14 protein-coding genes are annotated in these 24829 nt (G+C 30.2%); 3 read left to right on the forward strand and 11 right to left on the reverse strand.

Annotation, left to right across the window (positions count from 1 at the left end; all coding sequences use genetic code 11):
* Positions 1-52: 52 nt before the first annotated feature.
* Together ACSYT2_RS16955 and ACSYT2_RS16960 are read left to right on the forward strand one after the other, a co-directional pair.
* On the forward strand, positions 53-862 hold the full coding sequence (locus ACSYT2_RS16955) for a Cof-type HAD-IIB family hydrolase (protein ID WP_438385254.1): 810 nt from the start codon (positions 53-55) through the stop codon (positions 860-862).
* 62 nt (positions 863-924) lie between these two features.
* Complete coding sequence (locus ACSYT2_RS16960; protein ID WP_438385255.1) at positions 925-1176, forward strand: hypothetical protein; 252 nt, start codon at positions 925-927, stop codon at positions 1174-1176.
* 95 nt (positions 1177-1271) lie between these two features.
* Here ACSYT2_RS16960 and ACSYT2_RS16965 read toward each other — a convergent pair whose 3' ends face one another.
* From ACSYT2_RS16965 to ACSYT2_RS16985, 5 genes are all read right to left on the reverse strand, one after another.
* On the reverse strand, positions 1272-3188 hold the full coding sequence (locus ACSYT2_RS16965) for an N-acetylmuramoyl-L-alanine amidase family protein (protein ID WP_438385256.1): 1917 nt from the start codon (positions 3186-3188) through the stop codon (positions 1272-1274).
* A gap of 50 nt (positions 3189-3238) precedes the next feature.
* Complete coding sequence (locus ACSYT2_RS16970) at positions 3239-4540, reverse strand: PspC-like choline-binding domain-containing protein (RefSeq protein ID WP_430856926.1); 1302 nt, start codon at positions 4538-4540, stop codon at positions 3239-3241.
* A gap of 284 nt (positions 4541-4824) precedes the next feature.
* Positions 4825-5622 carry an SGNH/GDSL hydrolase family protein gene (locus tag ACSYT2_RS16975; RefSeq protein WP_430856927.1) on the reverse strand — a complete coding sequence of 266 codons (798 nt, stop codon included), beginning with the start codon at positions 5620-5622 and terminating at the stop codon, positions 4825-4827.
* A gap of 106 nt (positions 5623-5728) precedes the next feature.
* The gene (locus tag ACSYT2_RS16980; RefSeq protein ID WP_438385257.1) at positions 5729-7471 is read right to left on the reverse strand and encodes a hypothetical protein; all 1743 of its coding nucleotides are present in this window, start codon (positions 7469-7471) and stop codon (positions 5729-5731) included.
* 113 nt (positions 7472-7584) lie between these two features.
* On the reverse strand, positions 7585-15999 hold the full coding sequence (locus ACSYT2_RS16985; protein ID WP_438385258.1) for a glycoside hydrolase family 94 protein: 8415 nt from the start codon (positions 15997-15999) through the stop codon (positions 7585-7587).
* Between the two features lie 436 nt (positions 16000-16435).
* On the opposite strand from ACSYT2_RS16985, the gene ACSYT2_RS16990 reads away from it, so the two are divergent.
* Positions 16436-17659 carry an O-antigen ligase family protein gene (locus ACSYT2_RS16990; protein ID WP_438385259.1) on the forward strand — a complete coding sequence of 408 codons (1224 nt, stop codon included), beginning with the start codon at positions 16436-16438 and terminating at the stop codon, positions 17657-17659.
* A gap of 32 nt (positions 17660-17691) precedes the next feature.
* On the opposite strand, the gene ACSYT2_RS16995 is transcribed toward ACSYT2_RS16990, so the two are convergent.
* From ACSYT2_RS16995 to ACSYT2_RS17020, 6 genes are all read right to left on the reverse strand, one after another.
* Positions 17692-18300, reverse strand: a complete 609-nt coding sequence (locus tag ACSYT2_RS16995; protein WP_438385260.1) for a sugar transferase — start codon at positions 18298-18300, stop codon at positions 17692-17694.
* Positions 18301-18381: 81 nt separating this feature from the next.
* A complete protein-coding gene (locus ACSYT2_RS17000; RefSeq protein WP_438385261.1) occupies positions 18382-19434 on the reverse strand; it encodes a glycosyltransferase in 1053 nt (350 codons plus the stop codon).
* Between the two features lie 21 nt (positions 19435-19455).
* Positions 19456-20544 (reverse strand): Gfo/Idh/MocA family protein, encoded by a 1089-nt coding sequence (locus ACSYT2_RS17005; RefSeq protein WP_430856933.1) that lies wholly within the window; start codon positions 20542-20544, stop codon positions 19456-19458.
* A gap of 185 nt (positions 20545-20729) precedes the next feature.
* Entirely contained in the window at positions 20730-21620 is an 891-nt protein-coding gene (locus tag ACSYT2_RS17010) for a glycosyltransferase family 2 protein (protein WP_430856934.1), read from the reverse strand.
* Complete coding sequence (locus tag ACSYT2_RS17015) at positions 21589-22872, reverse strand: O-antigen ligase family protein (protein WP_430856935.1); 1284 nt, start codon at positions 22870-22872, stop codon at positions 21589-21591. The genes ACSYT2_RS17010 and ACSYT2_RS17015 overlap by 32 nt, the downstream gene beginning before the upstream one ends.
* A gap of 56 nt (positions 22873-22928) precedes the next feature.
* Complete coding sequence (locus ACSYT2_RS17020) at positions 22929-24806, reverse strand: polysaccharide biosynthesis protein (protein ID WP_430856936.1); 1878 nt, start codon at positions 24804-24806, stop codon at positions 22929-22931.
* Positions 24807-24829 lie beyond the last annotated feature (23 nt).

Raw genomic sequence — 24829 nt, forward strand, 5'->3', positions numbered from 1 at the left:
CATCCCTAGTATTGTATAATAAATACAATACTAATAATCTATGGAGGTATTTATGTACAAGCTTTTAGCATTAGATTTAGATGGCACTTTATTACGTGGAGATTCAACTATATCCTATATTACAAAGGAAGCCTTGAAAAAAGCTCAGTCTTATGGTGTTAAAGTTGTCATTGCAACCGGACGTCCTCTTCAGGGTATTATGAACTATATAGAAGAACTAGATTTAATAGGTGAAGATGAATATGTACTTGCTTATAATGGTTCTTCAGTATATAATACAATAACTTTAACGCCTATTATACGTAATGGACTTACTGGTGAAGAAGTAAAAGAAATCTATAGATTATCAAAAAAATTGGGTGTAGAATTCCACGGCTTTACTGATGAAGAATGTATTGCTACTAGAGAAAATAAATACACTGATGCTGAAAGAACGCATAATAAAGTTCCTATATCATTGATTGATTTTGATAATGATTTGAAGGATGATGACTTTATTATAAAAGTTATGATAATGGAAGAAGAATCTATTCTAAATAATGTAATAGATAAAATTCCAAATGAATTTTTTGAAAAGTATCATATTGTGAGAAGTACAAGCTTTATGCTTGAATTTATGAATAAAAATTGCTCTAAGTCATCTGGACTTAATGCTTTAGCTAATCACCTAGGAATTGGTAAAGATGAAATAGTGGCTTGCGGCGATGCAGAAAATGATATTGATATGATTGAATTTGCTGGTCTTGGTGTAGCTATGGAAAATGCAAATGACTTGGTTAAATCTAAAGCAGATTATATAACTTTATCTAATGAAAATGATGGAATTGCAGACATGATAAATAAGAAAATATTAAATTATTAATTGAATTTTTTCCTCTCCTATTGACCAAACTATAGTTATTAAAGTTAAGGAGGGGATTTCTTATGAGCGAAAAAAAGCCATATTTACCAAAGGTAAGAACAAGCTATCATCCTACTGAAAATGAAATAAAAAGTTATGCACCAAATGGTGATTCAACACCTCTACCAAATCCTACAGTAGATTCTATTGCTGTCAATAATATAGCTGGGCAAGAATTTGATTATACTGAAAGCTTAGTTGAGGAAGGTACTAATATTTTATCTGATGACAGTGATAACCATCATGAATTAAACTTAGCACCTGGTAAAAAATAACTTTAGGTTAATATAAGGAGCTGTATCAAGATATCTCTCGATACAGCTCCTTATATTGTTTAAATTAAATTGATTATAAATACATTATCAAATAATTATTTTGCTGAACCATCAGTACCTAATTGCACACCATCAACTGTTGTATTTGATAACATAACTCCATTTTGATCAAAGTAGTACTTCTTTCCATCTACTTCTAGCCATCCTGTTGCTGATGCACCACTGCCAGTTAAGTAATACCACTTATACTCATACCTTAACCAACCTTTTTGCATTGCACCCCAACTTTTTAAGTAATACTTCTTATTAGCATCTATTATCCAACCTGTTTCCATTATATAATCATCATTCATGAAGTACCAATCTGAGCCTTTTTCTATCCAACCTTTTACAAGCTCTCCTGATGATTTTCCATAATAGTAATTTCCATCAACTTTAATCCAACCGGTTTGCATTTGACCCCACTTATTCAAATAATATTTTTTATTACCATCTATTGCAAAACCTGTTGCCATCTTATAATCATCTTTAATAAAGTACCATTTACCAGAATCGTATATCCAACCTTTTACAAGTTCTCCTGATGATTTTCCGTAGTAATAATCATTTCCATCTAATATCCATCCTGTTTCCATTGGTCCCCAGGATAAAAATGAATATCTATGACCATCTATAGTTGCAAATCCTGTTGTCATCTTATAGTCTACTGGATTCAAATAATACCAGCTTTCACCATCCTTAATCCATCCGGTAGTCAAAGCTCCACTTTTATCAGCATAGTAATAAGTATCATCTGCTTTAGCCCATCCTATTTGCATTTCTCCTGAGTTATTGAATACATATTGTCTTGAATCTATCTTATTTAACCCAGTCACCATAGAACCATTATCTTTATTTAAATAGTACCATTTACCTTCTTCATAAATCCAACCTTTTTGCTTTTCTCCATTTTTATAGAAATACCAAATGCTACTCTCTTTAATCCATCCTTCCTTAACTACATCCTTTACGTCAATATTAGTGTAGATTCCTTCATCTAGTGACCACACTAACATATGTTTATCATCATAAACAGTTATACAATTTAAAGATTTATTTACTTTAAATTTTTTGATAAATTCATTATTTTCTAATTTTTCAACATATCCTTCATTTACTATCCAAATATCCCCATTTTTATCTGTAGATATCCCTTTTGCTTCATTTATATTATTATTTATAGTAACTAAAGTTTTATCAATAATCCATTCATTATTCTCTAATCTAAGGCTTACTATATCATATCTATTCTCGTCAATATATCTACATGTTATAATCTTATCACCAATAACTTTAGAAAATGAAGGTACAATGTCCGTTGGCGCTATTGAATTTACTAAAAGCTTACCTGTTTTTCTATCATAAACCTGTAATCCCATTACTGGTTGGTCTCTCCATATATAAACCTTCTCTTCTGTTAATTCCAATCCCATAACACCTACTGAATCTTCTACCAAGGTGATAATATTACCATATTCATCAACAATACCGCTGTTCTTAGATATAAATTTAAACCATCTTGCATCTGATAAATTCTTGGCTTCAAGGTCAAGATAGTAACTATATTGACCATATTTTTCCGATAATTTATTATTGATATTTTCATAAATAGATATTAATTCATCTCTTGGATTTGCTTTTCCTGTTGATATATCAAATACCGCTCTATTATAATCTGAATCTAACATCACTTTATTTTCAGTAATATTTCCTAGCATAACTTTATAATCTAAAATATTCTTTTGGCTACCATCAAAATAAAATACTCCCATTTCATGAGGACCTTTTCTCTGATTTGCAATATACTTATCCTTATACTTAGTAACCTGATGAAGATATCCCTCTTCTATTTTCTCATAACTTGGTATATTTTCAGTTGCCCAAGCTGTTTTATCATCAGATACTGGAGCTACTACTATATTTAAAATAATATAAAGCAATACTAAGCTTATTACCTTTTTCGTTCTTTTCATATTATACCCCTCTTCAAATCTGCTAAATAACAATTCAAACTTATCTCTAATTATTTTGCTACTACATGAGCCCCTAATTCTATATCATCAACTGTTGTGTTTGATAACATAACTCCGTTTTCATCAAAGTAGTAGTTATTTCCATCTATTTCTAGCCATCCTATTGCTATTTCTCCTGATGCTTTTGCATAACTATACTTGTATTCCCAACTATCTCCATCCATGTATCCCATAATGATCCAGCTTTCTGTAACCATTGCTCCAGATGAATCTAAATAATATTTCTTACCATTTTCATCTAACCAACCTTTTTTCATTAGATACTCATCATCAAAGAAATACCAATAACCATCCTCATATAGCCATCCTTTTACAAGCTCTCCTGATGATTTGGCATAATTATATTTATATCTCCAACTACCACTATTATCAACATATCCAGTAGCAATCCATCCCTCTTCTGTAACCATTACTCCCCAAGATTCAAAAAAGTAAGCCTTTGAGTCTACTAAAGTAACTCCTGTTGCCATCTTATAATCTTCAGTATCTAAGTAATACCAATAACCACCTTCATAAAGCCATCCTTTTACAAGCTCTCCTGATGATTTTCCATAATAGTAGTTTCCATCAACTTTAATCCAACCGGTTTGCATTTGACCCCAATTATTCAAATAATATTTTTTATCACCATCTATTGTAAAACCTGTTGCCATTTTATAATCATCTTTAATAAAGTACCATTTACCAGAATCGTATATCCAACCTTTTACAAGTTCTCCTGATGAATTTCCGTAGTAATAATCACTTCCATCTAATATCCATCCTGTTTCCATTGGTCCCCAGGATAAAAATGAATATCTATGACCATCTATAGTTGCAAATCCTGTTGTCATCTTATAGTCTACCGGATTTAAATAATACCAACTTTCACCATCATGAATCCATCCAGTAGTCAAAGCTCCACTCTTATCAGTATAGTAATAAGTATCATCTGCTTTAGCCCATCCTATTTGCATTTCTCCTGAGTTATTGAATACATATTGTTTTGAATCTATCTTATTTAACCCAGTCACCATAGAACCATTATCTTTATTTAAATAGTACCATTTACCTTCTTCATAAATCCAACCTTTTTGCTTTTCTCCATTTTTGTAAAAATACCAAGTTCCATCTTCCTTAGCCCAGCCATTACTCTCCTTTATTACTGAAGAAGAATCTTCACTCTCTACCCCGTTATATGTTTGTAAGTTTTCTGATGCAAAAGCTATCTCATTAGTTGATACAACAGGTACTAAAAGTGTTACTGTTACATAAACTAAAGAAATTGCTACTAAAGTTTTAATTTTTTTCATAAATACCACTTCCTCTTCAAATTATATACATATTTATTATTACTAGTTAATTGTACAACCTTTATCATTTTTTGTATATATTTGTATATATAATTTTATTCTATTTTTTTATTCTATTACATTTGTCTAATTGTTTTTTATTATGTCAGATAGAATTCTCATTGTTATTTACTCTTATAAGTTTAGTAATTTAAATAAATCAAACTAAAAAATAGTATGTAAAATTCCAGTGCTTAGGCACTGGAATTTTACATACTATTCTTTATGGAAATCAATCTCTCTAACTATTTAACTCCATTTTTTATAACATTTCCTACTGTCTCTGTATATAATTGATATCCCTTATCATTAGGCAATACTCCATTAGATAAAGTTCCTTCAGGAATACCTGAATTAATAAACGTTGTCTTTGTATCGGCTACTTGTAAGCCATGTTCTGTAGCTATTGCTTGAATTGTAGTTCTATACCTATTATCAGTAGTAAGGGTACTTGGTAATATAGGCACTATCGTTCCATTCGGATTCTTAGCTTTTATCTCTTTTATAATGCTATCATAGTTTGTCCTAAATTGATCTATGTTTACAGCTGCATTATTATCATTTTGTCCATAGCAAGTAATTATAAAATCATAATTGCTTATATCATTATTTTTTACAACATTATAACCAACTGCTGAAGCCGCTCCATTTTGTGCTAAAGATTTTAGTTCAACTGTACTTCCATATGTACTTTGTATAAATGATGCTACTCCTTGATCCCATATACCATTATCAGTATTTCTTCCTTGGCTTAATGCTAATCCATCACCTAAAATTAATACTCTTACTGGTTTCTTGTTTTTAAGCTTCCCATAGAAATTCAGTTCCTCTGCTTCTCCTTTAGCCTCTGTATCCTCTACTACACTCTCCACAATTTCCTCTTTTTGATTACTTGTTTCAACTGTTCCTTCTATCCATGCCTTATAATCTTCTCTATTCTTGGCACTTATCTTTCTGTCTCGTAAAATTCCAAATGTAAAGACTGTTATCAATACTATAGCTAAAGTTACTATTATTGCTAATCCCTTTTTACTATTATTCAAATTAATTCACCATCCTAACCATGTATATTTTACACATTTTTAGATATCGTGTAAACAGTTTTGCAATTACAATACCCCTTGGAAAATATTAACTCAATTTTACACTCTAATTAATGATTAACATTGTCCCGCTATCTAGCTCTAACCGTTTGGTAGTATTACTATCAATATATTTTTTAAGTTCTCCATCAATACTATTATCACTATTAGTAAAGCCGTACTTCTCATCTACTATATAAATCATTTTAGGTACTTTATTAGGATTCAATTCATAGAACTTTTCTAATCGTTGACTGTTAAACTGTGTTCTCCATAAAGATGGTGTAGCTGGACTTAAATTAGTACATAAATATCCAAATGGTAATAATTTTGTGTATAGTACGGTTCCTTCCTCTGGAGCATTATTTTTAATATCTGCTACTACCTTTTCATACTTATAGGCCATAGAACTACTTGTATATATTCCTTTTGCTGGACCTATTTTAAGTTTTTCTGTTAATGTAGATATTTCTCCATCTCTATATACAGTTATAAATCTATACTTTAAGATTAATCCAAACTGTACTCCCACTATAGCTATACATATAATAGTAATTATTCTCTTCATACATATTTTTGAAGTTATAGAACCTAGTAACTCTTGCCCACTCTCAAATATAAATATTATTGTTGCCAAAGTAGAAAATAAAAGTCCAAATGAAGACACCCCTAAGCCATTATTGGTTCCATACTGAATTGCTATAGAATATAATATCCCACCTATCCAAAATGTATAAAATACTCTCTTTGTTTTTCTATATGCTAATGTATAAAATATCGGGCCTACTAATGCAAATGGTATACATAAATAATTAATCATTATTATATTAGGTACATAGGATTCTAGTGTAATAATCATACCTTTAATTAATATAATTATTCCCAATATATAAATCATACTATTTATTATATTCTTGCTTTTATCTGACCTGATAAACCTTGTTATTAATGTAATAATCACAGTAGCTATGGTAGCTACCACAATTATCCCATATCCACTTACTATTGAATCATAATAACTAAACAATGGTTCTAATGGTCCTCTACTGATATGTTCTGGATCAGATAAAATATACTTTACATTATTAACTATATTTTTTATTGATGAATTACACAAAACAAAAATAGTAAAAGATATTACCACAGCTAATATTCCAATTCCTATAAATTTCAACTTATTTTTTAATATCTTTCTATCATCATATCCTTCCTTCTTGAACTTGGTAATCATCCCTATTATTACTAAAGGTAATGTAATAACAAGATATGGGTATGCCTGCACTGAAAGCGCATAAGTTAATCCACAGAAAAACCCCACAAACTTTCTCTCTCTCTTTGAATGTAATATCTCTATAAATAATGTTATAGCTACAGAAAACAATTGTAATGACATAGTATTATATGAAAGGTTACTAATAGATGATGGTGCGAAAATTAATAGAACTATTGCAGTAAATAACACTGCATATTTATTATAATATTTCTTTAATGTCTTGAAAATAATTAATGCAACACTATATTGACATACAGCATAAAGTATTCTGAAAAATAAAATTATTCCATCAGTACCTCCAACAAACACATTATATAACCATACAAATGGTAGTATTATCAATGCACTAAGTTGATGTATATCCCACGAATGAATAAACATACTATCTCCCAAAAGAAATCTATATGGTAATGCTATATAATAAGTCTCATCTGACCAGTCAAATCCATAAAATGTCCTTACTATAACTATAAAAAAAACTAAAGTTATTATCCCGTATGAAAATACATCTTTATTTATCTTGAACTTGTTTAACAAACCTACACCTCTTCAATTAACTATCTATATTATAAGGGAAGTATACCATTCATTTATATCCTATGCAATTTATATAAGGAGGGGTGAATAGCTATCCACTCCTCCTTATATAACTACCTATATTCTACTACTATGTTCTGTTTCCCCTTATTTCTTGGTATTAATTGTCCTTCTATTTCCTTATCATTTATTATTATCTTATTATTATTTCCCCTTACTACCTTAATTGTATAATCTTCTGTCTCATTTTTTATATAAATAGTATATTCATCCCATTCCTTAGGAACACATGGCTCTATCCTATATCCTTTGCCCTTAACCTTCTGTAATCCTAAGATATCTTCTATTCCAACCTTATACATCCATCCTGAAGCACCTGTATACCAACTCCAGCCACCTCTTCCGCCATGAGGTTCTTTTATATATACATCAGCTGCCATTACATAAGGCTCAACCTTATAGGTTCTACATTCTAATTCTGTATTTGTATGATTAATTGGGTTTATCATATTATAATACTTCCAGGCCTTATCCCCAAGACCTAGCTTAGTTAAAGCTAGAATTACCCATACTGCTGCATGTGTATATTGTCCTCCATTTTCTCTCACCCCTGCTACATACCCCTTAATATAACCAGGTTCAAGTGAGGATTTTTCAAATGGCGGTGCTAGTAGTAGAATCATTCCTTTATCTTTATTAACAAGATTCATATCCACTGCCTTCATAGCCTCTATTGCTCTATCATGCTTTACCGCTCCAGATATTAATGACCAGCTTTGTGCTAAGGAGTCTATTTGACATTCTTCATTATCCCTAGACCCTAGTGGAGTTCCATCATCAAAGTACGCTCTTCTGTACCAACCGCCATCCCAAGCATTCTTCTCTAAATTCTCTTTAATAAAATCTTTCATCTCAACATATCTATTTAATTTCTCTTCATCTTTCATATGCTTACAGATATCTTGGAAGTTATCTAGTATTTTATATAGGAACCAACCAAGCCACACACTTTCACCTTTTCCTTCGTTACCAACTGTACTCATGCCATCATTCCAATCTCCACTACCCATTAACGGAATATTATGTTCTCCAAATTTAAGGCCCTTTTCTATAGCCTTAATGCAATGTTCATATATAGTTCCCTCTTTAGTAGAATTATTTACTATAGTATATCTTTCATCTTCTCCTTCCTTTAAAGGTTCATCCTCTAAATAAGGTGCAGTTTCACTTAAAATACTATAGTCTCCAGTTCTATTAATATATTCAGCCGTTACATAAGGCATCCATAGTAGATCATCTGAGAATCTTGTTCTTATACCACTATTAACTACTGGGTGCCACCAATGTTGTACATCTCCCTCCAAGTATTGCCTTGAAGCATTTCGTAAGATTTGTGTCTTTGTTATTTCCGGCTTAACTATTCCTAATGACATAGAATCTTGTAGTTGATCCCTAAATCCATACGCTCCTCCTGATTGATAAAAGGCAGTTCTACTTAAATACCTACAGCTATAGGTTTGATATAATAACCATCCATTTAGCATATAGTTCATAGACTTATCTTTTGTCTCAACTTGTATATTTCCTAGGAAATCTGACCAATATTGTTTTACTCCCTCTAAAGCATTATGACATTCTTCTATATTCCTATATTTCTCTATTATTTTCTCTATATTATCTGTAGATTCATCTTGACCAAATAGTATAATAATCTCCTTCTTTTCCCCTGGTCCTAATGTAATCTTTGTTTCTGTAGCCAAACAAGGATCATATATACTACCTGCTCTATTTGATAGCTTTTGATATCTTAAAGCCCTTGGACTTGAAATATCTTCTTCAATCCCAAGAAACTCCTTTCTATCTCCAGAGAAGGATAACTCATCTCCACCTAAAATAGTTAGATAAGCTTTAAGTTTTCCAAAGTACTGACTATATGGATTTTCTCCCATTATAAATTTATCATTTAAAGATGTAGTAATATATCTTGCACTCCCATAGTTAAATACTCCCAATACAAGTTGTGCGTAATAATAAATTGAAACCTCCCTTTCCTTATCTAACAAGTTTTCTAATGTAACCCTCTGAATCTTGAGATTTTCTCCCTTAGGGCAAAATATCTTCATTTCTCCTTTTATATTATAAGCAGTATGAATAAAAGTTGAATATCCAAAGGAATGTCTTATAGTATATTCTCCAGCATCTCTAACTGGCTTTGGTGTAATTGAAAAATATACCCCACTATTGTTATCTCTAATAAACATAGCTTCCCCCGGTGGATCAATTACCCAATCATTGCTCCAAGGAGTAATCTTATTCTCTCTACTATTTCCACACCAAGTATATCCAGAGCCTGATTCTGAAATATGGAATCCAAAATCCTCATTAGATACTACATTAATCCATGGTGCTGGAGTATTCTTATAGTTATTTAATTTAATTACATAACTCTTATCCTTAGGATCAAATCCTCCATATCCATTCCAGAAATCTAATTTATCTACATCACATGATGTTGTTATATTACTATTTCTTTCATCTAACTCATCTAAGGATAAAGCTTTAAAGCCAGCCTCTTGGTCATTTGATTCATCTTTGTTAATGGACACCTTAACTCTATGTTCTTCACTGAGCTCTTTATGTCGTAAGCACCCTACCTCTTCTTCACCTTCAATGTTCTTCATCTGAGTGATTATTGAACCCTTGCTACTATCAATATATATAGCAGCTATTCCAATTAGAAAATCTCTTATATCTTCTCCCATAGTTGATTTATTATGAATAAATATGCCTCCTGGCTTATTTATTGCATCACCTTCCTTTGAAAGACTAATTGCACTCAAAATATTCCTCTGCATTGGTTGTTCATAGCTAGCCTCTTCATCATTAAATATAATAAGATCTGATTTAAGTCCCTTACTTTTCCAATAATAATGCATCTTTATTATTGATCTAACTAAATCCATATCCTCTTCATTTTTTACTAGGGCTAAAGCTATTGGCAAGTCACCTGAAATACCATAAGCCCATAAATCTTGTTGGTGCTTACTTATATTCTTTATATATTCTTCTCTATCCCTTCTTCCAGTATGAAGGAATAAAATATATGAGGCTAAGTTTTGATAAATATTTGCTTGATGAGATTTTATTCCCAATCCCTTTAATTCAAGCTGTACTGCTCTATTATAGGAACCAAAAGCTTTTTCCATTCTGCTTCTATCACCATAGCTATTAGCTAATTCTAAAGCATCTTCTCTAGAATTAGTTGTACCAGTAATATAGTAAACTTCCTTTTCTTCTCCTGCTTCTAGCCTAACTCTAACTCTTATACTCATAATTGGGTCAAGTACTATTCCAACTGTATTTAAAAGAGCTGAATCATTATCCAAAGCTCTTGGGCTTCTTAAATCTCTATTTCTTCCTATAAAATTAACCCTTGAAGTTTCATAAGTAACAGCACCTTCCATTTCTGTTGGTACAAGAACTTTATGAAGAATATATGGCACAGTTCCATTCTTAACCCTTGCTCTTCTATTACCTAGCAAGCAATTTTCTTCTTCAACATACTCTGTACCTATAAATAGATTTGAGAAACTTGGGTGCACTGCATCTCCTTCAAAGGACTGCAGTGTTACCTCCATATAGCTTGTTATCTCTATACTTCTTCCCTTATTACCTGTATTCTTTAAAATTATCTTCCTAATTTCTACATCATCTTCTGGTGATACAACTACCTGCTCCTCTGTTTCTATAGAACCATCTTTCCTTTTATATACCCCCTTATCTAATGTAAACTCAACAGTATAATCTTCTCCTCCATCCTTACATGGTTCATAGGTTGAACTCCAGTAATCATTTGAATTCAAATTCTTTATATAAAAGAACATACCACTACTATCTGATGTGTTATCCCCTTTCCATCTGTATACAGTCATATTTTCCTTTTTACCATATCCACTACCTGATAGGGTTAACATAGTTGAATAACTCCCATTTGATAATAAAAGTACTTCTGGATTTTCTCTCTTAGCACCTTCATATACCCTTGGAACAAAATTTTCTCTATGAAAGCCTTCTCTAGTAGCTGTGAAGTCTTCTTCTTGTTCAAATGTAATTCTCTCAGGAATTCTTTCCTTTAATAGTAATTCAGTTGCTTTTACCTCTGGTATTCTATGAAATCTTTCTTGAAATATATTATTATTTAATATATTGTTCAATGCCATTAATGACATACCTAAGTGATGAACCATATAGCACCTTACATTTTTACTGCCGCCATCTTCTTCTCCACTATCCATCTTACTTACTCTATTAGGTGTATAATCTATTGCTTCAATAAATCCATATCTGCCATATGCACCTTTAGATTCTAAAACTCTTAAATTTTCGATACCTTCTTGCTTTGAGTAAGGTAATGTAATTAGTGTTGAGTAAGGAGAAATTACTAGTTCATCCTCTAGACCTCTCTTTAATCCTACTCCAGGAACTCCAAAGGCTTTATATTGATAATTCTCACCAATATCAAATTGATAATAAGCAGATTCTGATATTCCCCATGGAACTTTCTTTTGTCTTGCGAATTCCTTTTGAGCTTTTATAACTGATTCATAAGTCATGTTTAATAATGTATCTTTAAAACTCTTCATAATAAGGGGAGGCATAAAGTACTCAAACATAGTTCCACTCCAAGAAACTAAACTCTTTTCTTTAAAAGCATTAGTCATTGCTCTACTTAAATTAAACCAGTGTTCTTTCGGAATCTGATTTCTAGCTATAGTTATAAATGATGTGGCTCTTGATTCTGAAGCTAATAAGTCATAATAAGAGTTACCCAGGGATTTTTCTTCAAGATTGTATCCTATGGAAAACAGGGCTCTTTCATTGTTATATAAAAATTTAAAGTCCATTTCTTCCATAATTTTTTCTATGTCTAAAATAACACTATCCACTCTTGTTATAAAAGCCTTTACACTTCTTATTCTATCTTCTAAAATCTTTTTAAAATCATCTCCTGAAGCTACTAATAATTCTTCTAAGTGATGCATCAATTCATATATAGATAAATTTTTTCTATCATAATCATCACTCAAAAGTTTCTCTATTCCTCCAAAGAAATAATCATAGTAAGAAATCTTAACTTTTATTTCTTTTTTTAATTTTTCTAACCAATATACCTTTTCTTTATCTTCTTCTTTTTCAAGCTCTATTTTTTCTATCTTAGATAATAATTCCTCTAATATTGGAAGATAGTCATTAATGTTACTAATGTCATATTTATCTATCTCTAAAATATCTTCTATCCCAGCAATTCTAATTGTATCTTTAAGGGATGATAATTCTTCAACTCTAATCAAAGAATTTCTCTTATAATCCACAATAGTCCTAGATATTATCCACAAATATCCTAAAAGATTCCCACTATCCACAGTAGAAATATATCGTGGCCACAATGCTTCACAACTCCTTGTGTCATACCAATTCAAATAGTGACCATTATATTTTTTTAGAGAATTCATTCCTTTAATAATTAGTTCTAACCTATCTAAAACTTCACCAAAACCTATATATCCAAGGTCATAGGCAACTAAGTTACTGGTAAGTCCCATTCCTATGTTAGTAGGCGATGTTCTATATGCTACCCCTTTATAGGGTTTCTCTTGATAATTATCTGGTGCTAGGTAGTTATTTTCCTCATTCACAAAGTCTTCATAATAAGCCCATATTCTTCTTGCATTATCTCTTAGGTAACTCCTGTCCTCTTCACTAAGATTAAATTTCTCTTCTCCTTCAATAGTACTTATATAAAAGGCGATATACGGACTTACTATCCAAAGTATAGCAATTGGCAAATTAGTTACTGCTATTCCTGCTCTTGATCCTAATGTTAATGCTATTATGATAATTCCACATACAGATGAGAACCACATTCTCTTTGTATATGCTTGTAATGAATTATTAACTTTCCTCTCCGCTTCCTCTGATGTTTGCCATTGAAGTAGGTTCTTATTACTCACAATCACCCTAAATAATGTTCTTATAATTGCATCTATCATTAAATAGGCTTGATATGGAATAAAGCTTATTATAAGAATTATTTGTTGAAAGCTCTTAAATGTTCCCATAATTTTATTTTTAGGGGTTACAACAAAATCAGTTATTGTAAATACTAATGGTATAATCGCTCCTAGAAAGCATAGTAATACAATCTGATTAGCTCCACTTAAGATTGTTAAATTTAATAATACTGCAATTAATAAAGTAGGAGCTAATAGACTCCTCCTTAAATTATCAAATATCTTCCACCTTGATAGTAGTGATATTTTTAATGAAAAAAGCCATCTTAAAAGTTGCCAATCTCCCCTAACCCATCTATGTAATCTCTTGCAACTAGCTTCATAACTTGATGGATAATTATCTATAAATTCAACATCTGTTACTAATGAACATCTTGCAAAGGAACCTTCTAAAAGATCATGACTAAGTACTGTATCATTAGGAATTTCATACTTCAACACATTATAAAATGTATCAATATCAATTATTCCTTTGCCTGTAAAGCTTCCTTCTCCAAATAAATCTTCATATGTATCTGAATAAGCTATAGAATATCCATCAATACCACTTTCCCCTGCAAATATCTTTGAAAATGATGTTTTATTTTTACTTTCTAGACTAATACTAACCTTTGGCTGCATTATTCCATATCCACGTATAACTCTATTGTTTTTTATTGATGCTTTGTTTAAAATATGACTCATTGCACCTACTAGTCTATATGCCGTTTCTCTTGGCATAACAGTGTCTGCATCTAATGTAATAATATATTTAGCATCCATCACTGGTCCTATATAACTACTGATAACATTAAAAGTATGATTATCTTCATCTTTTAAAAGGGACATAAACTCCATGAGCTTCCCCCTTTTTCTTTCCCTTCCCATATATACTTTTTCTTTTGAATTATATAACTTTTCCCTTGTTAAAAAGAAAAAATGCTTATCTCCATTGAAATGCTTAAAGTTAATCCTAAGTGTCTCTTTTAGCCCTGCTTCAATTATCTCCTCTTCTCCCTCTCCTCTTTCTTCTTTACTATCTGGTAAGTCTCCAAGCAATGCAAAGTAAAGATTCTTATCCTTATTTGCTAGATATACTACTTCTAATTGTTCCATAAGTTCTTTAGTTCTTTCTGCTGAGGGTAATATCGCTGGTATTACAATAACAGCTTTCTTACTAGCAGGGATCCCTTTTGAAAAATCAAGTTTAGGTACAAATCTCATCGGTACAAGATTACTTACTGACCAATTTATTACGGCTGTAACTATTTCACTTGAAGGAATAATCATTACAAGTATTGCAGTTAGATACTGTACTGTTGTAAATCTCACTCCTAGTATATAACTTAAAATTATAACAGCTACTACAATTGTAAATGTACCTAGTATATTTAATAATATAAATTTTCCTTCTGAAAACTTTGTCTTAATTTTTATCCCTGCATTTACTGACTCTGATAGTTCTTTAATACCATCATCAATAATATAGTAACCTACATGGGCTCTGTATGTTCTTTTTCCTTCCTCTTTAGACCTACTAGCTAAATAGATAATTTTTTCTGTTAAAGTTATCTCATCCAACTGTAACCTTCTTGCTAAAATCTCTATCTTATGCCTATAGTAATCCTTTGATTCAAAATCCATTCTTTCATATGTCCCATCTGGATCAGTTAATAATAATTTTTCAACTTTTGATGTTTCTTCGAAAAATCTCTTCCAATTAATACCTTCTATTTCTCTTAAGGAGATTATGCAACTTCCAATTGTTTGCTCTATGCTACCTTCTAAGAAATTATTTTTTATAAATTCCTCGTCACCATTTTCTGATTTCTTCTTTTTATCTATAAGGTCATAAACCTCCTTAGTTTCTATAGAATTATCTCTTAATGTCTTTAATAACTCTGCTAAAGTCATTCCTGATATTTCAGAATACTCTCTATCTATTTCCTCTAATACATGACCTAATTTATCTCTTGTACTACCTTCTATTATTCTATAGGCTAGTGCCTTACCATTACTTTTCTTTTCTTGTATCTTTACTAATTTATTAGTAGTTTTAGATAATTTTAAAATCAAAGCTATTCTAAGCATAAGTGGAAAAGCCCATAGTTCTCCCATAGTAAATCTTGAATCTTTATTTTTTATAAAATTTATAACCTCCCCCTCTTTTACTACCCCTTCTTTTTTCTTTATATACTCCTTAGAATATGCAAATATTCTAGGTATGCCTTCAGTATCAACCTCATCATATAGAGGTAGGTTATTGAAATATTCCTGTGGCATATTTTCTCTTATTCCCTTATATTCCTTTTCTATCAAATAAATATTATCTAATAGCCATTCACCAGATCCTAATACTTCTTCCCCCTGCTTTGCTATAGATCTTATATATTTATAATTATCTTTAATCCTTCTAAAACCAAATTTCAACTCTTGCAAAACATGTTTTCTGCAATTATTGCCCTCTTTTGTACTCAAAAATATCACTCCTTACTGAAGTTTTCATAATTCTCTGCTTAGTTTTCCCAAAAAGACTAAAAAAATTACAAAATCTCATTTCATTTAAATTCCAAAATATTTTTTATAACTTGTATAGAACTTGAAAATTATGGACAAACTTTAAATATGATACTTTAGAAATTAAAGATATCAGCTAACAAAAGATGATGAGCATTTTACACACATAAAAAAGAGAAGCACCCCCTGCTTCTCTTTTTTTATACTTTTTTCTGTTTAAATAATACCTATTGTCCTTATGTAGCTATTAATCCTCTCTCCTAATTGACATAAAATTATAGTAATACTATAATTAACTAGTGAAATTAACAGGCTTATATATTAATGAATCAACAATTATTACTTATATAATTTAAATATTTGTTTAATAATTACTATAAAATAGAGGAGATATAAAATGAAAATTCCAACTAAAATATTTCATTACTTAACTATCATATTAATCATCGCTTACCCTATATTACCCACATTTGGTGTAGTAAGAGGTGATTATATTATTTACTTACTTATTTTATTACAATTCATTCAATTTGTAATTTCAAAAGAAGAACGTAAATACATATTTTCAATATTTAAAGATATTAAAAATAATAAATTATTATTAATGCTTGTAATATTAAACATTACTATGTACTTATCTTTCTTCGTTGCTACAGATAAAAGAATTGCTATTTCTCATAGTATTAGATTCTCTATGTATGTTTTTGTTTTTTATTTAATTGCATACAGAAGTAAATCAATAAAATTCACTAACTATATTACATATTCATTTATTTCAGTTTCTGTTCTATCAGCAATTGTTTCAATAATTCAATTCTTCCAATTAGATGAATCAAATACTATACTTGGTGGTAATAATAGAATTGCTTCTTTCCTGGAGAATTCTAATAATTTAGGTGCATTTTCTATCTTGTCCATATTTATAGTAGTAATGCTCTATTTAAATTCTAAAAATAAGAAAATGAAACTATTTTATATTTTAACTATAATTTTATTAGGTACTAGTATAATACTTTCACAATCAAGAAATGCCTTATTAGCTTTAATAGTAGGATCCTTTATAATCGCTATACTTTATGATAAAAGATTTTTAATAGCCTCTATCATACTTCCGGTTATATTACTTATTATTCCAGCTAGCAGGATTCGAATTTTTCAAATATTTGATCTATCACAGAATTCATCGCGATTCAAAATATGGAATGCTTCATTTGATATGATTTCAGATAATCCAATACTTGGAGTTGGATATAATAATTTTTCAACAACTTACGGAAAATATGTCGCAGCTAATCCAGATAATTTATTCATTAGTACTGATTATTTGCCAGAGCATCCTCATAACATATTTCTTAAAATCCAATCGGAATTAGGTATAGTAGGGACAATCATCTTCATACTATTTATATTAATTGCAATTACAACATTGTATAAAGGAATTACTTCTTCAAAAATTACTTTAATAAAAAATATTTTAATTGGCTCTCTAGTAAGCTTCTTAGCCTTCCAATCTATGAATCTAATAGACTGTTACTATGGCGCTCCAAAAGTAATATTCTCTATGTTTGTTATTTTGGGAATATCAATAAGTTATATTCAATTAAATAAATCTTGCAAATAAAAAGGAAAGTTCATCAATGAACTTTCCTTTTTTTACTTGAAGCATTTTATTATTGTTTTTATAATTATTGATATATCAAAAAAAACACTACTTTTTGATATATACTCCATATTTAACTTTAACTTATCAGGCATTATCACATTTATATAATACTCTTCTGGATTTTCAACACTACCTAAAACATCATTTTCATCTCTATACCTTAATGATGCTAAATCTGTTATTCCAGGTCTCACATCTAATACCTTCATTTGTTCTTCAGTATACATATTAACATATACTGGTACTTCCGGTCTTGGCCCTACTAAACTCATATCACCTTTAAATACATTAAATAATTGAGGTAATTCATCTATTTTATATTTTCTTAAAGTTTTTCCAATTGGTGTTATCCTCTTGTCCTCTCCAACAGTGATTTGTTTTCCTTGTTTCTCTGCATCTATGACCATTGTTCTATATTTAAGAATGTCAAAATTCTTTCCTTTTAAGCCCACTCTTTTTTGCTTAAAGAATATTGGCCCAGGACTAGTTATCTTAATGATAATAGATATTACTATAAATATAGGACTTAAAATTATAATACCTATTAATGATGCAACAATGTCAAACAATCTCTTTAATATCTTATTAAAAGTACTCATCTTGTTATTTCCTTTTTCTATTAATTATTGCTTTTATAATTATATTATTAATATAAACTTATTTATTATTTTTTAAACAATCTACTTTATAGGATATGGAACTTTATATTTTTTATTTGCATTTTTTATCTTAGGCCCTTTAAAAAGACCTACTATTGTTCCTATCCCATACCAAAGATGATTTATAAAAAATATAAATGGTAGTATAAAGAACATAAGTATTCCTACAATAGGCTTCTTATCGTAATCATAATCTATTATTGCTAGAATTGTAAATAATAATGCTAAAAGGGAGTACGATCCTAATGCTAAATTAAATAACATATCCCATCCAAAAATAAACTTAATACCTAAAGTAAAAATTAGTCCCAACACAAATACTAGCGGAATAAAATGCCTTACAGAAAAACAGTTTGGCTGAATTGACATAGTTGCACCTATCCAATATCCATTTCCATATTTCTGTTTAAGCATCCCTTTCAAGCTAAATCTCGGATAATGATATGATTTTATTGTCGGGCTAAACCAAAACTTATAACCTGCTTCTTTCATTCTATAATGCATATCATTGTCTTCTGTTCTAACAAGCCTTTCATCATAGCCTCCAACCTTTTTAAAAACTTCTCTACTGTAGCACGCATGCGCAATAGTATCTACATGCTTTGCTTCTTGTAGGTGCCTATATGGGGCTATTCCGCTTCCAAATTTACTTCTTTCAACAGTAGCAAGTATATTTGACCAAATACTCTTTGGTTTTAGAGATGGTCTTGTTCCTCCAACAATGTAATTTCCTTTTTCTATTTCTATAACGTTAGCTGAAATAAAATCTTTTGGAAGCTCTGAATGAGCGTCTACTCTAATCACTACATCTCCAGTAGCATAGGATAATGCAATATTCCAACCAGATGATAAAATCTTCTTTTTATTTCTTAGAATAGTAACATCTAACTCCTTATTCGACTCTTTAAAATTCTCCATTAAGGCATATGTATTATCAGTAGACACACTATCAACCAGAATGAATTGAATTAAATTTTTATCATAATCTTGATTCTTTAAATCTTCAAATAGTTTATCAATATACATTGAAGAATTATATGCAACTATGATAAAGGTAACTTTTGTTGAGTTCATTTAAACTTCCCCCTAAAAATATTACTTAGTAAGGTCTTTCATATCAATTGTACTAAAATTAGTAAGAGGGAATTTGGTTGCTAATCCTGTCTTTCTTGATTTATATGCACCCAGAATTATTGAAAGAGCTCTCTTCCCTTCTTCTCCATTTATTAAAGGTTCTCTATCTTCATTTATAGCTTCTATAACATCTTTAAATAGAGGTGTATGGCCTTTTCCATATACTGAATCTATTTCTTCTTCTACTAAGTTCTCATTATTTAGTTCTTCGTCAGCAAATTGCCAGTTCTCGATTTTATTTACTGCTAAACCACCTATACAAACTGTTCCTTTTTCTCCAAATACACTTAAAGTCTCTTCAAGATTTTTTGGATATACACAAGCCGATCCTTCTATTATACCAATAGTACCATTTGTAAATCTAACTATTATAGCTCCAAAATCTTCACCTTCAATTGGACGAAGGAATGTATCACATTGTGCATAAACAGTATCTACTTCAGCTCCAACCGTCCATTGTAATAAGTCTATATTATGGATACATTGATTCATTAATGTTCCACCATCTAATTCCCATGTACCTCTCCAAGGGGCTTGAGAATAATATCCCTCATTTCTATTCCATAATATTCTTGCAGTAACATTGAATATTCTTCCAAAACCTTCCTTATCAATAGCTTTTCTTAATTTTTGAATTGATGGGTTAAATCTATTTTGATGGCATACTGATAATTTAACATTATTCTCTTTTGCCACTTTAATCATCTCATTTGCATCATCAATAGACATAGCCATTGGTTTTTCAATTACTACATGCTTACCTTTATTCATACAATATATTGCAATTTCAGCATGATATCCACTTTCTGTAGCTATGGTAACAACATCTATTTCCTCATTATCTAACATTTCTTTATAATCTTCATAAACTGCAACCCTTGCAGTATTTCTCATAGCACTTATGTATTCCTCTGATTTTTCTTGTGCTCTATCAATTACAACATCACATGTCGCAACTAATTCTGCTATCTCCTTATTTTCTACTAAACCTTCTACATGCTTGTAAGAAATTCTTCCACAACCAATTATTCCGAATTTAAGTTTACTCATAATATCCCTCTTTTTCATATAATTATTTTAAATACACTTTTTAACAAATATCTACTATTTACTTTACGACATTACTTAATTATATCTTTTATCAAGAAGTAATGTCAATATTACTAAGGAATATACCCATTTTATCTACTATCCCACCATAAAAAATAAAACCTAGCATCGCTAGGTCTATTTATCTAAACTCCTGTAAATAATTTATAAAATTTAAATCTTATAAAGTAAAGAAACTTATTTGTATACGCACACCATGATAACTTAGACTTTAATCCAATATTCTTAGCCATTAAAATCTTGAATACTTTACCCTCAATTCTATACTTCTCTAGTTCTACAAGTGTTGCAACATATCTTCGTTTGTCTTCCGATATCTCACTTCCAAACTTATCTAAAAATAATTGATATACTTTAGATCTAGCAGTCAGTGCTTTGTTTCTTATTGCAAAATCTTGTACAAAAGCTGTTGAATTATGTTCATGTATTCTGTAATTTAAGACTATCTTTGGTATTTGTACTATTGGTATATTAAAATTCTCAATACATAAAGTCATCCACTGATCTTCGTTAGGTAATGATTCCGGTATCGGGAATACCTTTTCCGATAACTTTCTTGTCATTACAATCGTGCCTCCCGAAGCTGTACCTTTTGCTATACCAGCTTTAGGAACTTCCACACCATCAAATTTAGGATTTTTTGAAATCATTTTTAGCTTTGCATATCCACCAGCCATATCTGTTAATGGATTAAATTTCTCCATAGCCTTTGCTCTCTCTCTTAAAGATCCCTCCGTAAGAATATCATCACCAGCAAAAAATAAAATCAAATCACCCTTACTTCTCTCGAATGCAAAATTTAAAGCTTTATTTTTCCCTTTATCAATCGAATATGCTTGAATTATCTCAGGATACTTTTCTTCAAATTTTTTAGCAATCTCAAAGGTTCTATCAGATGAACCATTATCTACCAGTATTATTTCTTTCTCTTTATAATCTTGTTCAACAAAACTCTGTATAGCTTCTTCTAAATATTCCTCTTCATTATAAATCGGAACTAACACTGATACCATCATTGCTTTTCAACTCCTTTTGACCTCTAATTACATCCATTTCTAGACATATCCCTATTGACATCCATATATAAACATAATTATATGCCCTACTAAATATTACTGCGACAAACGTATATAATATTAAAGAGGCAAGAAATAGTACTTCCTCATCTCTCCAATCTTTTACCAACAATATTATAGTTTTTAATCCACAATAAGCAACTAATCCAATGAATAAAACAAATACTATAATCCCGTATTGTTGTAAATATGAAAGTATATTATGGATATACTTTCCCGGTTTACCCCTCTCGACTTCCACCAATAATTTACCTGTTAAAAGATTGTTTTTTATATCCTCTTTTCCTTCTTTAAGTATCTCTTGCCTACTCAAATAGGATTGATCTTTTTCTTTATTAAATATTAAATTAACCATTCTAGAATTTGTAAGATGTAGGCCACCTTTATATGCAACATAAAAAATTCCTACTCCACCTAATACAGATAGTATACAACCAACTGCTATAACCTGTTTGAAATTTTTAAATTTAGTAATAAAATACAATATGGCTATACCCACAAATAAATATAATGATGTTCTAGATAATGTTGCATATAAGCATGCTGTTGACATAATTGCTACAACAATCTTAGAAATATTTCTTCTACATAAAACTAGTATCAAAAAACTATATATGGCCATTGAATCTGATAAAGTAAAATATGACTTTTCTCCTGCCATATGAACAAAAAATACTGTTTTATCAGGATTTATAGCTACTCCCCATAAGACTGTTGCTACAAAAATAATATAACCGATATACATTATTTTTCTAGCCTTCTCTGACGGTTTAACTAAATATCTATAATTAATTCCAATTATAAAGAAAAATATACCTTGAATAGTAACATCAGCTATAGTATTAACATATTGTCCTATTGATGCATACTCTAACGCCCTAGGTGCATTTATAATTGTAATAATTGCTAAAGCACCAATGATACACGCACCTGCAATCATGCTAGGCTTGAATTGAATTTTAATTAAGTTTCTCCAGTTTATTATTATATTAATGGTAATATATATTCCCAACATTACTATTATTAATAGCGTAAAGTTAATATTAGGTATTATTTTATAATGAATCATTAGAAACTTATCAATTGGTCTTATAACAAAATATATAAAGAAACTAGTAATTATTAATGTTCTATTAAAAACTTCAATATCTATTACATTAGTTTTATCTCTTTCTATCTGAGTATTCTCCATTTTAATCCTCCCTAACAATTACCATACACTCACTTACTCTACTAAAGTCTATGTACCTACTCTGTAACTGCTATTTCTTGATCTTCTTTTTTACAATCTTTAGGATTATGATAAGTTGGAACCACCTTTTTTAGTTCTTCTTTTATTACATTTGTATCACTATTATGAGCCACTTGTAATAACTTATCAACTTTGCTACTTATCTCACTATAGCTATATCTTCCTGGCTTACCTATAAATATCTTCTTGTGTTCTGTTTGTGTAAGCCCTTCTTCATCCATTAATAATTCTTCATATAGCTTTTCTCCTGGTCTCAATCCAACTACTTTTATTTGAATCTCCTTATGAGGCTCATACCCAGATAGTCTTATTAGACTTTCAGCCAAATCATATATTCTTACTGGATCTCCCATATCTAATACAAATATCTCTCCACCTTTTGCATATGCTCCTGCCTGAAGAACTAATTGAGCTGCTTCTGGTATCAACATGAAGTATCTTGTTATATCCTTATGTGTTAATGTAACTGGACCACCTTCAGCTATTTGTTCTTTAAATAAAGGTACAACTGAACCATTACTTCCAAGTACATTTCCAAATCTTACAGCTACAAATTCTGTTTTACTTTCCTTATTTTTTGCCTGTACAATCATTTCGCATAATCTTTTTGTAGCCCCCATTACATTTGTAGGGTTAACTGCTTTGTCTGTCGATATCAGTACAAAACGTCTTACTCCAAAAGAATCAGCACACTCTACTAAGTTTTTAGTCCCACCAGCATTATTTTTAATAGCTTCTGCTGGACTTCCCTCCATTAATGGTACATGCTTATGAGCAGCTGCATGAAAAACAACTTCTGGTCTGTATGCTTCAAAAATTTGATTTAATCTATCCTTCTCTCTTACTGATGCAATAATCACTTCTTTATTTAATTCAGGAATCTTTCTAGACAACTCATTTTGCAAATCATAAACACTATTCTCATATATGTCTAGAAGTATTAGTAATTTCGGTTCAAATCTTGCAATTTGTCTACATAATTCTGACCCAATTGATCCGCCTGCACCAGTAACTAAAACAGTACTTCCTTTTATGTATTGCTCTATACCTGATTTATCTAATTCTATAGGATCTCTTCCTAATAAATCTCTTAAATCTACATCTCTCATTTTATTAAGCTTTATCTCGCCATCCATTAACTCAGAAATACCTGGTACAACTTTAAGCTTAACTTTAGTCTCTTTACATATATCTACCAATTCTTGCATTGATTTTGATGTAATACTTGCGATTGCAATAATGATTAATGATACTTGCTTTTCTTCAACTACCCTTGGAATATCTCTTCTATTTCCAATAACTCTTATTCCATTTAAATAAGTATTTTTCTTATAAGCATCGTCATCTATTATTCCAATTAAATTATACTCCTCAGATTTCTCTCTTCTAATTTCACTTAATATTATCTGTCCGCATGTACCAGCACCTACAATTAATACATTGTCCTTGCCCTCTGTTGAGATAAAGTTACTATATATAATTATTCTTCTAAAAAATCTAAATGATAACCTTACACTCAAAACACCTATACATATAAATAGACATGCTAGTAGTGTTACAAGCCTAGGTACTCTTGTAGGTAAAACCTCCATAAATATAAGGTTTACCCCACAAGCAAACATACAGCCAACAGCTCCATAAATTACCTCATCTATACCAGCTATTCGCCATAAGCTTCTATACATCCTAAAAATTGCTAAAAATAACACATAAATTAAAGCTATTATTGGAAAATATCTATTAAACTCAACTAAATGTTCATCAAAAACATGAAACTCATATCTAAAATAAAAACTAAGAGTGTATGCCACATATACTATAAAGATATCAACTAATACTAACATTAAAGTTTTTAGAGATTTCTTTTTCCTCATAAATTTACTCCTTCTAGTAAAAA

It is taken from the genome of Clostridium zhoujianii (assembly GCF_051590805.1).
Classification (GTDB): Bacteria; Bacillota; Clostridia; order Clostridiales; family Clostridiaceae; genus Clostridium.

Bases quoted from the DNA above. Each gene is read 5' to 3' on its own strand.
- ACSYT2_RS16960 (WP_438385255.1), top strand. From the start codon at position 925: ATGAGCGAAAAAAAGCCATATTTACCAAAGGTAAGAACAAGCTATCAT.
- ACSYT2_RS17015 (WP_430856935.1), bottom strand. From the start codon at position 22,872: ATGGAGAATACTCAGATAGAAAGAGATAAAACTAATGTAATAGATATT.
- ACSYT2_RS16955 (WP_438385254.1), top strand. From the start codon at position 53: ATGTACAAGCTTTTAGCATTAGATTTAGATGGCACTTTATTACGTGGA.
- ACSYT2_RS16970 (WP_430856926.1), bottom strand. From the start codon at position 4,540: ATGAAAAAAATTAAAACTTTAGTAGCAATTTCTTTAGTTTATGTAACA.
- ACSYT2_RS16990 (WP_438385259.1), top strand. From the start codon at position 16,436: ATGAAAATTCCAACTAAAATATTTCATTACTTAACTATCATATTAATC.
- ACSYT2_RS17020 (WP_430856936.1), bottom strand. From the start codon at position 24,806: ATGAGGAAAAAGAAATCTCTAAAAACTTTAATGTTAGTATTAGTTGAT.
- ACSYT2_RS16965 (WP_438385256.1), bottom strand. From the start codon at position 3,188: ATGAAAAGAACGAAAAAGGTAATAAGCTTAGTATTGCTTTATATTATT.
- ACSYT2_RS16995 (WP_438385260.1), bottom strand. From the start codon at position 18,300: ATGAGTACTTTTAATAAGATATTAAAGAGATTGTTTGACATTGTTGCA.
- ACSYT2_RS17005 (WP_430856933.1), bottom strand. From the start codon at position 20,544: ATGAGTAAACTTAAATTCGGAATAATTGGTTGTGGAAGAATTTCTTAC.
- ACSYT2_RS17010 (WP_430856934.1), bottom strand. From the start codon at position 21,620: ATGATGGTATCAGTGTTAGTTCCGATTTATAATGAAGAGGAATATTTA.
- ACSYT2_RS17000 (WP_438385261.1), bottom strand. From the start codon at position 19,434: ATGAACTCAACAAAAGTTACCTTTATCATAGTTGCATATAATTCTTCA.